Origin of the sequence: Klebsiella sp. FDAARGOS_511 (genome assembly GCF_003812845.1) — a bacterium.
Lineage (GTDB): Bacteria > Pseudomonadota > Gammaproteobacteria > Enterobacterales > Enterobacteriaceae > Klebsiella > Klebsiella grimontii.
On sequence record NZ_CP033824.1, the window covers coordinates 4,934,728 to 4,947,498 of the forward strand.

At 56.2% G+C, this 12,771-nt stretch carries 11 protein-coding genes and 2 pseudogenes; 6 read left to right on the forward strand and 7 right to left on the reverse strand.

Features of this window, described 5'->3' with window-relative positions; translation table 11 throughout:
• Positions 1-20 precede the first annotated feature (20 nt).
• A complete protein-coding gene (gene metG, locus EGY08_RS24930) occupies positions 21-2,054 on the reverse strand; it encodes a methionine--tRNA ligase (protein ID WP_032741907.1) in 2,034 nt (677 codons plus the stop codon).
• Positions 2,055-2,205: 151 nt separating this feature from the next.
• Between metG and apbC the strand changes: the two genes are divergently transcribed.
• Positions 2,206-3,315 (forward strand): iron-sulfur cluster carrier protein ApbC, encoded by a 1,110-nt coding sequence (apbC, locus tag EGY08_RS24935; RefSeq protein ID WP_004122768.1) that lies wholly within the window; start codon positions 2,206-2,208, stop codon positions 3,313-3,315.
• A gap of 351 nt (positions 3,316-3,666) precedes the next feature.
• Positions 3,667-3,996, forward strand: coding sequence for a hypothetical protein (locus EGY08_RS24940; RefSeq protein ID WP_004122766.1), 330 nt, complete (start codon positions 3,667-3,669; stop codon positions 3,994-3,996).
• Positions 3,997-4,055: 59 nt separating this feature from the next.
• On the opposite strand, the gene EGY08_RS24945 is transcribed toward EGY08_RS24940, so the two are convergent.
• A complete protein-coding gene (locus EGY08_RS24945) occupies positions 4,056-4,373 on the reverse strand; it encodes an RcnB family protein (protein ID WP_024359184.1) in 318 nt (105 codons plus the stop codon).
• Between the two features lie 169 nt (positions 4,374-4,542).
• Here EGY08_RS24945 and EGY08_RS24950 point away from each other — a divergent pair, with 169 nt between their 5' ends.
• Positions 4,543-5,463 (forward strand): LysR family transcriptional regulator, encoded by a 921-nt coding sequence (locus EGY08_RS24950; RefSeq protein ID WP_004122762.1) that lies wholly within the window; start codon positions 4,543-4,545, stop codon positions 5,461-5,463.
• Between the two features lie 51 nt (positions 5,464-5,514).
• Here EGY08_RS24950 and EGY08_RS24955 read toward each other — a convergent pair whose 3' ends face one another.
• Both EGY08_RS24955 and EGY08_RS24960 read right to left on the reverse strand, forming a co-directional pair.
• Complete coding sequence (locus EGY08_RS24955; RefSeq protein WP_049115307.1) at positions 5,515-6,858, reverse strand: NCS2 family permease; 1,344 nt, start codon at positions 6,856-6,858, stop codon at positions 5,515-5,517.
• A gap of 2 nt (positions 6,859-6,860) precedes the next feature.
• Positions 6,861-8,672: an adenine deaminase gene (locus EGY08_RS24960; RefSeq protein WP_123829092.1), complete on the reverse strand. Its 1,812-nt coding sequence runs from the start codon at positions 8,670-8,672 to the stop codon at positions 6,861-6,863.
• Between the two features lie 120 nt (positions 8,673-8,792).
• Between EGY08_RS24960 and EGY08_RS24965 the strand changes: the two genes are divergently transcribed.
• A complete protein-coding gene (locus EGY08_RS24965) occupies positions 8,793-9,707 on the forward strand; it encodes a LysR family transcriptional regulator (RefSeq protein WP_162626039.1) in 915 nt (304 codons plus the stop codon).
• A gap of 55 nt (positions 9,708-9,762) precedes the next feature.
• Here the strand turns inward: EGY08_RS24965 and EGY08_RS24970 are convergent, their stop codons facing one another.
• From EGY08_RS24970 to EGY08_RS24980, 3 genes and pseudogenes are all read right to left on the reverse strand, one after another.
• Positions 9,763-10,185 (reverse strand): universal stress protein, encoded by a 423-nt coding sequence (locus EGY08_RS24970; protein WP_004122753.1) that lies wholly within the window; start codon positions 10,183-10,185, stop codon positions 9,763-9,765.
• Between the two features lie 116 nt (positions 10,186-10,301).
• Positions 10,302-10,755 (reverse strand): annotated as a pseudogene (locus tag EGY08_RS24975) (alkyl sulfatase C-terminal domain-containing protein); the annotation flags it as partial.
• Positions 10,743-10,856 (reverse strand): annotated as a pseudogene (locus EGY08_RS24980) (transposase); the annotation flags it as partial. The pseudogenes EGY08_RS24980 and EGY08_RS24975, both read right to left, overlap by 13 nt.
• A 227-nt stretch (positions 10,857-11,083) precedes the next feature.
• Between EGY08_RS24980 and EGY08_RS24985 the strand changes: the two are divergent.
• Entirely contained in the window at positions 11,084-11,923 is an 840-nt protein-coding gene (locus EGY08_RS24985) for an ABC transporter ATP-binding protein (protein ID WP_227499458.1), read from the forward strand.
• Positions 11,920-12,750: an ABC transporter permease gene (locus EGY08_RS24990; protein ID WP_049123234.1), complete on the forward strand. Its 831-nt coding sequence runs from the start codon at positions 11,920-11,922 to the stop codon at positions 12,748-12,750. The genes EGY08_RS24985 and EGY08_RS24990 overlap by 4 nt, the downstream gene beginning before the upstream one ends.
• Positions 12,751-12,771: the final 21 nt, after the last annotated feature.

The following is a 12,771-nucleotide window of genomic DNA, read 5'->3' on the forward strand; positions in this document are numbered from 1 at the left end:
GAGCAGCGCTTTATGCGTCATTACTTGACCTGCTGGCCCGGCTGAGCGCCGCTGTCCGGGCTTAACAGGAAGATATCTTTCCCGCCAGGACCCGCGGCCATCACCATACCTTCAGAGATGCCGAAGCGCATTTTACGCGGCGCCAGGTTAGCGACCATCACCGTCAGGCGGCCAATTAGCGCCTGCGGATCCGGGTAGGCGGAGCGAATACCGGAGAAGACGTTGCGCTTCTCGCCGCCGAGATCCAGCGTCAAGCGCAGCAGTTTGTCGGAACCGTCGACGAACTCGGCGTTTTCAATCAGCGCGATGCGCATATCCACTTTGGCGAAATCGTCAAAGGTAATGGTTTCCTGAATCGGATCGTCCGCCAGCGGGCCGGTGACCGGCGCTGACAGCGCTTTGACTTCTTCTTTCGACGCTTCAACCAGCGCGTCAACCTGCTTCATCTCGATGCGGTTATAGAGCGCTTTAAAAGCGTTAACCTTGTGACCGAGCAGCGGCTGCTGGATAGCATCCCAGCTCAGTTCGCCGTTGAGGAACGCTTCGGCGCGGGCGGCCAGCTGCGGCAGGACCGGCTTCAGCCAGGTCATCAGCACGCGGAACATATTCAGGCCCATGGTGCAGATGGCCTGCAGGTCGGCGTCGCGCCCTTCCTGTTTAGCCACCACCCACGGCGCCTGCTCGTCAACGTAGCGGTTTGCTACGTCGGCCAGCGCCATGATTTCGCGGATCGCCTTACCGAACTCGCGGCTGTCCCACGCTTCGCCAATGCTTGTTGCCGCATCGGTAAAGGTTTTATACAGCTGAGGATCGGCCAACTCTGAGGACAGCATGCCGTCGAAACGCTTGTTGATGAAACCGGCGTTGCGCGAGGCGAGGTTCACCACCTTGTTGACGATATCGGCATTAACGCGCTGCACGAAGTCTTCCAGGTTCAGGTCGATGTCATCGATACGCGACGAGAGCTTGGCGGTGTAGTAGTAGCGCAGACTGTCGGCGTCAAAATGATTCAGCCAGGTGCTGGCCTTAATAAAGGTGCCGCGCGACTTGGACATCTTGGCGCCGTTGACCGTCACGTAGCCGTGAACGAACAGGTTGGTCGGTTTGCGGAAGCTGCTGCCTTCCAGCATCGCCGGCCAGAACAGGCTGTGGAAGTAGACGATGTCTTTACCGATAAAGTGATACAGCTCGGCGGTGGAGTCTTTCTTCCAGTATTCGTCGAAGCTGGTGGTATCGCCGCGCTTGTCGCACAGGTTCTTGAAGGAACCCATGTAGCCGATCGGCGCGTCCAGCCAGACGTAAAAATATTTACCCGGCGCGTTCGGGATTTCGAAGCCGAAGTACGGCGCATCGCGGGAGATATCCCACTGCTGCAGCCCGGACTCGAACCACTCCTGCATTTTATTCGCCACCTGCTCCTGCAGCGCGCCGCTGCGGGTCCACGCCTGCAGCATTTCGCTGAACGACGGCAGGTCGAAGAAGAAGTGTTCAGACTCGCGCATCACCGGCGTCGCGCCGGAGACGACCGATTTCGGCTCGATAAGCTCGGTTGGGCTGTAGGTCGCGCCGCACACTTCGCAGTTATCGCCGTACTGATCCGGTGATTTGCACTTCGGACAGGTGCCTTTTACAAAACGGTCCGGCAGGAACATGCCTTTTTCCGGATCGTAGAGCTGAGAGATGGTGCGGTTTTTGATAAAACCGTTCTCTTTCAGGCGCGTATAGATAAGCTCCGACAGCTCGCGGTTCTCGTCGCTGTGCGTGGAGTGATAGTTGTCATAGCTGATGTCGAAGCCAGCAAAATCGGTCTGATGCTCCTGACTCATTTCGCCAATCATCTGTTCCGGGGTGATACCGAGCTGCTGCGCTTTCAGCATGATCGGGGTGCCGTGGGCGTCGTCGGCGCAGATGAAGTTGACCTCATGGCCGCGCATTCGCTGGTAACGGACCCAGACATCAGCCTGGATGTGCTCCAGCATGTGGCCGAGGTGGATTGAGCCGTTTGCGTACGGCAGCGCGCACGTTACCAGAATTTTCTTCGCGACTTGAGTCATAGTGGGCATTACATCTTCTATTGTAAAAAGGGGTTTCGATGTTACCGCAAAGGCAATAATTTGGTAAGCCCAAAGCTTATTGTGGGGGAATTATTCCCTTTAAGGTAAACTTAACGCACAAGATTCAACTCACAATAACAAAGGAGTCGGGATGAGTTCGCAATCCCAGGCCAAATCCCCCGAGCGTCTGCGTGCGATGGTCGCCGGGACCCTGGCTAATTTCCAGCACCCAACCCTGAAACATAACCTCACTACGCTGAAGGCGCTGCATCACGTCGCCTGGCTGGACGAGACCGTACACATTGAAATTCAGATGCCGTTCGTCTGGCATAGCGCGTTTGAGGTGCTCAAGGAGCAGTGCAGCGCCGAGCTTCTGCGCATAACCGGCGCCAAAGCCATTGACTGGAAGCTGACGCACAGCATCGCCACGCTGCAGCGGGTAAAAAATCAGCCCGGCATCAACGGCGTGAAAAACATTATCGCTATCAGTTCCGGCAAGGGTGGGGTGGGTAAATCGTCTACCGCGGTCAACCTCGCACTGGCGCTGGCGGCGGAAGGGGCGAAAGTCGGCATTCTGGATGCCGATATTTACGGCCCGTCAATTCCGACCATGCTCGGCGCGGAAGATCAGCGTCCAACCTCGCCGGACGGCACCCATATGGCGCCGATTATGAAATTTGGTCTCGCCACCAACTCCATCGGCTATCTGGTCACCGACGATAACGCCATGGTCTGGCGCGGCCCGATGGCCAGCAAAGCGTTAATGCAGATGCTGCAGGAAACCTTGTGGCCGGATCTCGATTATCTGGTTCTGGATATGCCGCCGGGCACCGGTGATATTCAGCTGACGCTGGCGCAAAACATTCCGGTCACCGGCGCGGTGGTGGTGACTACGCCGCAGGATATCGCCCTGATCGACGCCAAAAAAGGCATCGTGATGTTTGAAAAAGTCGAGGTCCCGGTACTGGGGATTGTGGAAAACATGAGCATGCATATTTGCAGCAACTGCGGACACCACGAGCCTATCTTCGGTACCGGCGGCGCGCAAAAGCTGGCGGAGAAATACCATACCCAGCTGCTGGGCCAGCTGCCGCTGCATATCACCCTGCGCGAAGATCTCGACAAAGGGACGCCGACGGTGGTGGCGCGCCCGGAAAGCGAGTTTACCGAAACCTACCGCCAGCTGGCAGATCGCGTCGCGGCTCAGTTGTACTGGCAGGGCGAAGTTATCCCCGGTGAAATAGCCTTCCGCGCGGTCTGATTTCTCCTCTCTTTTGAACCGTACGTCGCGTTGCGCCGTACGGTTTTTTATTATATCCGTGCCCGTTTTCTCTCGCTGAAATAATCACCGCTTAAATAATATTAGCGTTAAATATTACTTGTTTTTATTCACATTTAGCGATGTTGAGATTTATCAATAAAACATATTGTTAACATTGTTTTCCTCTGGCGGTTATGCGAGCTTAATTAGCATAGAAGTGAAGTATTTTAATTCGCCGTGACGATGTTTAATTTTGGCTGTGTGATTTGGCGAAATTTGGAAGTTATCAGTACGACGTCAATAAAAACGATGGAAGGAAAGTAGCGCTGTAATACATTTCCGGAGTGCATGATGAACAACATTGCTCTAATCGTTAAGTTACGAGAACTACTGGTTATTTTTATGCATACGCGCACGCTGCCGGAGAAAGCCGCAGACGCGTTACGCTATTGCCAGGAGCATCTCCCGATAGTTGAAATTCCGATAGGCGCTTATGGCGAATACAGTGATATTTTTGAACAGCTTGTTTTTTTATCGGATGAGAAGAGTCGTCCTGCCCCGGATGATTTACTGCGTAGCGGCGGCGATTTGATATTAAGTATTTTAATGCTCTATGAGCAGGTTGCTTCCGGGATTGCCGTCGAGGAATTTATGCATAAACAAAACCGCTTTAACGGATAGCGTTATCGCATCGGAAAAGGAAACGCCAGCGGCAGGGATAGCGCGCTGGCGTTCGGCTTTTAGCGATGGTAGAAAATCTCGCCATCATAGATTTTGAGGATTTTTCCCTCGGTTTCGGTAATCAGCACGTAGCTTCCGCCCATATAGGTCCAGCGGGTCCCGGCATCCGGCGCAGGTAAATTGCGCTGCTGCCACTGCTTGATGTTGTATTCTGGCGTGAGGTACAGCGGCGGGACGGTATCGCCGATATGGAATTGTTTGAAGTCTGCGGTCACCCCATCCAGCTCATATTTCTGTATACCTTCGCCGGACGCCGCCCACGCTCCGCTTGAGCAGGCCAACAGTACGCCCAGAAGCATCATTTTTGTTTTACGCATAATTTCCCCATTATTATCCTGGACACAAAATCGCAGCCTCGTATGATTCCTGATACGTCAAGGAAATGGCAAGCGTTGGTTTGGTTAAAAGTGTAAGCAAACGGTGATGCGTCGGCGTTTTTCATCGTGGCGCGCCTGTTTTGAGAATAATCCGGGGTGGGGAGTGGGTATGTTCAGGCTGGAAGATCTGGCATTGTTTGTCCGCGCGGCGGCGTTAAGCAGCTTCAGCGATGCGGCGCGGGAGGCCGGGCTGCAGCCCGCGCAGGTCAGCGCGGCGATAAAGCGTCTGGAAACGACGCTAAATATCCGTCTATTCGCCCGTTCGACGCGGAGCTTACGCCTGACGCCGGAGGGAGAAACCTGGCTGCCCTATGCCATGCAGATGATCGATACGCTGCACGCCGGGCTGCAAAAAATCCACACGCCGGATGACGAAGTTCGCGGAACGTTACAAATCGCCGTGCCGTCCGACCTTGGGCGCAATTTGCTTCTGCGCGTGTTTCGCGCTTTTCGTCAGCGCCATCCTGCGCTGCGCCTGCGGATTCTGTTTTCCGATCATCGGACCGACGTGTTTAAAGACCCGGTGGACGTCGCGTTTCGCTACGGCGATAACGACGATGCTTCGTTTATTTCTCTGCCCGTCGCGCCGGATAACCGCCGGGTGCTAGTGGCCTCGCCCGGCTGGATAGCTGAAAACGGCGAACCGCAGACGCTGGAGGATTTGTCCCGGTACAACGCGCTGACCTACGTGCTGCGCGGCAGGGCGTTTGACCGCTGGCCGTTGAGCCTGGAGGGGAAAGTCCATCACGTGCAGGTTTCCGGCACTATCGTGAGCGATGACGCGGAGGTGATACGCCGCCTGGCGATTGCCGGGGAGGGCATTGCCTTCAAATCTGAACTCGACGTCGGCGATGATATCCGGGAAGGGCGGCTGCGGGTGCTGTTGCCGCACTATCAGGGAGACGTGGTGCCGCTGAATATGATTTGCCCGCACCGTAAGCAGCTTTCTCCCGCAGTACGGCTGCTGTACGAAGAGGTGAAAGAAGCGTGCGAAGCGTTTAATTCCTGCACGCCCTCAGCGGGCCGGTAGCCCGGACAAGGCGCGCCAGCGCCTCCTCCGGGAGAACGTTCGGCGCTAACCTTAATGCTTTACCAGCGTGGCAAAGTAGTACACCAGCGGAATCGCGAGGATCCACAGCCCGATGGGGATTTCCCGCCACTTCCCGGCGATGGTTTTGATCACCACATAAAACAGCAGCCCGCCGGCAATCCCGGTGCCGAAGCTATTCGCAATCAGCGTAATCATCACCATCATCAGCACCGGCAGGCCGTCGGTGAAGTTTGCCAGATCCACTTTGCGCAGGCCGCTGAACATGTTCAGCCCAATCAGGATCAGCGCCGGCGCGGTCGCCTCTTTCGGAATCATCAGCGCCACCGGAGTAAACAGCAGCATCAGGAGGAACATCACCGCCGCCGACAGCGCGGTCAGCCCGGTTTTACCGCCGGCTTCCGCTGCCGCCGAGGATTCAATCAGCGCGGTCGCCGCCGGAATGCCCAGCCAGGGGCCAACGGCCGCGGCGATCGAGTCAACCATAAACGGGCGATTGATATGCGGCATATTGCCTTCTTCATCCAGCAGGCCCGCTTCGCCGCCGACCGCCAGCGTGGTGCCCATGGTGGAAAAGAACTCTGAAGCGAAGAACACAAACAGGAACGGCAAAAAGGCGATATTCAGCGCGCCCAGCATGTCGATTTGCCCCAGCACCGGCGTCAGCGAATGCGGCATATCGATAAAGCTGCCCGGGAGTCTGGTGACGCCCATCGGAATGCCGACCAGGGTGGCAAAGAGAATCGCCCACAGAATTGAGCCGGGGATTTTTCTCGCCTGCAGGGCGATGGCCAGAAACAGCCCGCAGAGCGCCACCAGCGCACCCGGCGAGAGAAAATCGCCGAGCATCAAGGCGTTGGTTTTGGCGTTGGCCAGCACCAGCCCGGCGTTACGGAAGCCCAGCACCGCGACGAACAGCCCGATGGACGCCGTTAGCCCGAGTTTGATCGACTGCGGCACCGAACGCGTCACCACCTCACGCAGGCCGAATTTGGTCAGCAGGAAAAACAGAATTCCCGACCAGCAGGCGATACCGAGACCGACCTGCCAGCCAATGCCTTCGCTGCCCGCCAGCGTGACGCCGACCAGCACCGAGCCGCCGATGCCCGGTCCGACGATAAACGGCAGGTTGGCATAAAACGCCATCAGCAGCGTACCGCCGACGAACACCAGGATCGTGCCGGTGGTTGCCGCACCTTTATCCATCCCGCCAACCGCCAGCAGGCCGGGGATAACCACCAGCAGATAGGCGGCGGCGAGAAAGCCGGTGATGCCCGCGAGGCATTCGGTGCGCAGCGTACTGCCGCGGGAATACAAGGCAAAACGGCGCTCCAGCCAGCTTCCTTGCGCGGATGAATGAAGGGTATTGTCGGCCATGCTCAGGCTCCCTGAAGATTATTGTTGTGTTCTGTGTGTTCCGGAATTTCCCGGCAGTCTATCAGCGGCTCGACTATCTGGCGGGTGCCGCCGTCGGTCAAACCTAAATCCGTCAAATGCGGACCGGCATTACAGGCCAGGCAGGTACCTTCAATCGCCTTAAAGACGCGGTAGGGCGGCTCCCAGTCGGCAATTTTCGCGCTCAGGTCGCGAAGCTCGCGGAACTGCCGCGCCAGCTCCGTGGGGGGTAAGTCGGAGAGCATCCCGGCAATTGGCATCGCCACGTGGGCGAGGATTTTTCCCTGCTGCGACAGCGCCATGCCGCCGCCGGATTCGATCAGCCGGTTTGCCGCCAGCGCCATATCGTCAGGATCGCGGCCGAGCACCACCAGGTTGTGGGAATCGTGGGAGTAGCTGGTGGCGATGGCGCCGCGCAGTTCGCCCCAGCCCTCTAATAGCGCAATTTGTGGTTTTGCTTCGTGACGACCGTGGCGATGCTTAACCCAAATCAGGCTAAACCCGTCCGGTATTTGCACTTTGCCATCGCGGACCTGTACCTCAACGTCTCCCCACTGGGTGAAGCGCGCGCCGCGAATATGCCGCAGGCGGGCGACGCCGTGGCGAATCACGCCGACGCGGAGGATAAAATCGGCTGGGCTGAGCGGCGGCATCTGTAGGGTATCGCGCGGCGGGGTTACGCCGCTCGCCGACGGAATCGACTCAAGCAGGGCGCCCTCGCGGGCAATCAGCTTCCCGGCGACGTAAACTTCCCGCGCGGCGAGCTTTTCTAATGAATCGAAAACCACCAGATCGGCGCGGCGTCCGGCGGCAATCAGCCCCAGATCGTTACGTTGCAGCCGGATCGCCGCGTTTAAGGTGGCGAAACGTAGTACGTCTGTTGCCGGCAATCCGTGCTCAATCAGCAGGTTGAGCAGGGCGATAATGCCGCCTTTTTCCAGCAGCATATCCGGCGGCACATCGTCGGTGCAGACGGTGATTTGCGAGGAGAGATGCGGCAGCGTTTTCAGGGCGTTAACGATATCCGGCAGCAGGTAAGGGTGCGAACCGCGGATCTCGATCGTCAGCCCGGCGCGCAGCTTTTCCAGCGCATCTTCCGCCGAGGTGAGTTCGTGATCGGAGGAGACCCCGGCGGCGAGATAGGCCTGCAGATCCGCGCCGCTCAGGCCGCGCGCGTGGCCTTCAATCAGCTTGCCGCTGTCCAGGCCGGCCTGGATAATCTCCTGCATCCTCTCGCTGCCGTGCAGCACGCCATGCATGTCCATCACTTCGGCGACGCCGCAAACTTCCGGCCAGGCCAGCATAGTAGCCATTTCCGCGCCGGCGAAATCCGCGCCGGACATCTCCAGCCCCGGCGTTGACGGTACGCTGGAGGGGGCGGCGACCATCACCCGCAGCGGCAAATGGCGGCTGGCGGCGACGGCGTAGCGCACGCCCTCAACGCCCAGCACGTTGGCCAGTTCGTGCGGGTCCCAGAATACCGCCGTGGTGCCCTGAGCCAGGACAATTTCGGCATAGCGTTCAGGCGGCAGGTGAGAGCTTTCAAGATGGACGTGGGTATCCATCAGCCCAGGCGATAAAAAGCGTCCCGCCAGCGAGCGGCGTTCGTGGGCATCGGAACGGCTGCCGCGCGGGTGTACGCTGGCGATCCTATCGCCGACGATCCCGACGTCGGCCTCGCGAATTTCGCCGGTGGCCATGTCGACAATCTGCGCGTCGGTTAATAAGAGATCGAACGGGGATTCACCGCGTGCGGCCTGAACGGCGCGGCGACGGGTTTCAGCACTGCTGGACATAACAACTCCGGCACAAGGATAATGGGGATACTCTAGGGGCAGAGCAAACGTTTGCCCAGATGAATAAATTTATCGCCCGATAACCTCGGGTTATTCTGCATGCTCACCGTTGACGAAAACATGATGACCGAACCCTGGCAGCGTCTGCCCGCGCTCTCTCTCAAGCAGATTCAGTACTTTGTGACCCTGGCCCAGCTGCGTCACTTCACCGACACCGCTAACCGGTTGGCTATCAGTCAGCCGGCGCTAAGCAGCGCGCTGCGGCAAATCGAGACGGTGCTGGGCGGCAAGCTGGTCAACCGTACCGCCTCGGCGGTCACCTTAACCGATCTGGGGGCGGCGATTTTGCCCCACGCCCGGCGGGTGTTGAGCGTGGCGCAGCTGGCGTTTCAGGATATGCAGCAGATAGTAGAGGCCGGCGGCGACGGTACGGTGCGTATCGGGCTGGTGCCCTCGGTGAGCTCGCTACTGTTTCCGCTGCTGCCGCAAACGCTGGCCCAGGCGTTTCCGCGCCTGAGGGTGGAGTTCCACGATCAGACCAACGACGCCCTGTTTTGCGAACTGCAGTCGGGAAAGATAGATTTTGCCATTGGCGCAATAGATCGTTCGTTACCGCCAGAGCTGCAGGTTTATCCTCTGCGCGAAGATCCGTTTGTCGCGGTGCTGCACTGCGACGATCCACTGGCCGGGCAGCCGCATCTGCCGTGGAAGCTGCTGGCAGGGCGCGATATCGCGGTATTCTCAAAGGGCAATATTCAGCGGCTGGTCGGCGCGCTGGTGGAGAGCCATCGTCTTACGTTGAATACGCGTTATCAGGTTGACTATATTGAAACGCTTTACGGCCTGGTTCGCTCCCGGCTGGCGGTGGCGATTCTGCCTGAGCTTTATACCACTCACCTTCAGGATCCGGCGTTAAAGGTGGCGCAGCTTCAGCAGCCCGCGCTGACGCGAACCGTGGCGCTGATGCGCGGACCGCAGCCTCTACCACCGCTGATTGAGGAATGTTTCGCATTATTACTGAGTTCGCTGCGCTGACCGGCGCGGGGAGGGGAGCCCGACGAACGCAGCGCGCCGCCTCCGGGAAAGGCGGTCAGGGAAGATGCTTAATCAACACGTCGACGGTAAGATGATTAATATACTCCAGGGAGTGTGACGCGAGAACGCCCAGCAGCCGATTATGGTGTCCGGCAATAATCAAATCAATTCCCCGCTTATGCACGCACTCTTCGACATCGGCAAAACGACGCGTGGTTACCAGCGATAGCGTCTGCACCGGTAGGGCGACCGTGGTGGCCAGCTCAGTGAGCAGCGCTTTGGCCTGAATGACCTCCTGCGAAACATCGTCATTCATCAGGCTATCTGAGACGTAATTTAGCGCCCGATAGTCAGTACTGATATGGGCGATAGTAATGCGCATCGCGTTTTCTTCCGCCATTTTCGCGGCGTGCGCCAGCAGCGGAACGCCGTCAAGGCTGCTGTTGATCAGCACCAGAGCATGGTGATAAACGGACATAACGATACCTCGACGCAGGGGGATACCTGTTGATAATTTTGTGCCTGCGGCGAGGGGAAAGCAAATGAAACTCCGGAGGGGGTTAGATCCCGCAGCTGGCCGCCGCGGGGGCTGATTTACGGCGTCACGATATTGAACCAGAACTCAAATTTATCTATATAGCCGAGCATCTCGTCCAGCTTCGCGCCGTCGCCGGTCACTTTTACTTCATCCTTATCCTGCGCCTGTTTTAGCGTTTCCTCTTCCAGGATGATCTTGTTCAGCGTGGCGCGATCCAACGCGATGGTAGCGTCGGCGTCTTTGGCTTCGGCATCAGCGGTGTGGTTGAGCACGCCGTTTTCCACCGCCATCGTTACCAAGGCCGTTATTGAACACCGCCTTGGCGGCTCCGGCTTTTTCACCGTTAATACGGACCGCAAGATAGTCGAAAAAAATTTCCGGGTTTATGGCCCGCACGGTATCCGGGCTGGCGGTATTCGGCGTCGGACCTTTCACTACGCCATTGTGTAGCTCCTGCGCGCCGGTCAGGTAGAAATTACGCCACGGTCCTGATTCCGCCTGATAGCCCATAGCCACTTGTAAATGCTGAGCACATAAACGCCCAGACGGTCGGATACTTCGGTAACGGAATAACCGCGTTCCGTTATCTGACGGACGGCTTCTTCCTTCAATTCAGGTGTAACTTGTAGTGTGCCCGTGTGCTCAAACTATAGGGCAGGATACGCAATCGCTCGTCAGTGAGCTCCAGTTGCAAGGTATGGGAAGAAATGACAACTTTGATAAGTTTGTCATATTAGACAAGTTTGACAAGTTATTGCACGGTGAAGAGCGCGTAATCGATATCCTGTTATCCGGCTCCTCTTTTTTGACAGTCGGATCTACCTTTAGTCCGGAGTGTATGATGAACCTTTCACCACCAAGAGAAAAAATACTTTCAGGCAGTCCTGCAACCCCAGCGGTAGCTATTGCCATGAAAGGTGTTAAAAAACAGTTTTTGGATTATGACGATAACGAAGTAGACGTTATCAAAGATATTTCCCTCGATATTTATCACCAGGAATTTATCAGCATTGTCGGGCCCAGTGGCTGCGGTAAAACCACTATGTTTAACATTATCGCGGGGCTACTCCCCCCGACAGCGGGCGAAATTCAAGTGTTCGATCCGTACTATGCCTTGCCCGGTAAAGGACGTGTGGGTTATATGCTGCAAAAAGATCTGCTGTTTCCTTGGCGTTCAATTCTGGACAACGTTTGTTTAGGTCTGGAAATCAGCGAGATGCCGAAGAAGGAACGTCATGAACGGGCAATGACTTACCTGGAAAAATACGGACTAGGTGATTTCGCTCACGCCTATCCCGCTACGCTGTCGGGAGGAATGCGGCAACGGGCAGCACTGATCCGCACGCTTGTCACTGAACCTGACATTATTTTGCTCGATGAACCGTTCTCTGCTCTGGACTACCAAACGCGACTGGTATTAGAAGAGGAAATCCTGACTGTACTCAAAGAATACGGAAAAACCGTTGTCTTGATCACCCACGATATTGGCGAAGCGATAGCGATGTCTGATCGTATTGCCGTGATGTCACAGCGACCAACGTGGAACAAGAAAACCTACGAGATTGGTCTTGCCAGGCGGCACGGATCAGCCATGGGGGCGCGTAAGGATCCTGAATTCCAGTCCTTTTTTGATGCTATCTGGGCAGATATGGATATTCAACTAGGAGAACATGTATGAGCAAATCAGCTGTTGTTGTTGATCGTTCACGCCAGGGACGTCAGCGTAAAAAGCGTTGGCTGTCGATGCTGCGTGACAATGGCTGGCGGGTATTACTGGTCGTCGTCATCGTGGCTTTTTGGCAGTTCGGGGTGAGTATTGGATTAGTGAATGCTTTTCTCATGGGATCGCCAGCAGGGATTTGGCTGGAGTTTGTACGTTTGATTAGTAATGGCGAACTGTTACAAAACACCAGTGTAACGGTATATGCCACGATAACCGGATTTGTGTTGGGCAGTTTGCTTGGTTCTTTTTCCGGGCTTCTGTTATGGCATACGCCAATACTGGCCCGCATTCTTGATCCTTTTTTCATTGCGCTTAATAGTCTGCCGAAGATCGCTTTGGCGCCCATCATTATTATTTGGTTTGGTTCCGGTCTATTTTCCAAAATTGCGCTGGCCTTTATTGCTACCTACGTCGTGGCATTAATCTCTGCATGGCAAGGTACGCACCAGATTGATGATAGTCAGGTGAACCTGATGCGCTCCTTGGGGGCTAATCGAAATCAGATTTTTCGTAAGGTTGTAGTGCCTTCGACCCTACCGTGGATTATATCTGCTTTTCGTCTGAACATCGGTTTTGCCCTAATTGCTGACATCGGAGGTGAATTTATCTCCTCAGATTACGGTTTGGGAAAAATGATTTTCGTCGCTGGCAATCTTTTCAATCTAAATGTTGTTTGGGTGGGCGTCTTTACGCTGCTGGTTGTTGCACTTGTGCTCTATCTGATTGTGGTTCAATTGCAACGCAGATTGCTGCCCTGGGAGCAAAAGAAAACACACCGCTAATAATATCATTATTTTGTTTCT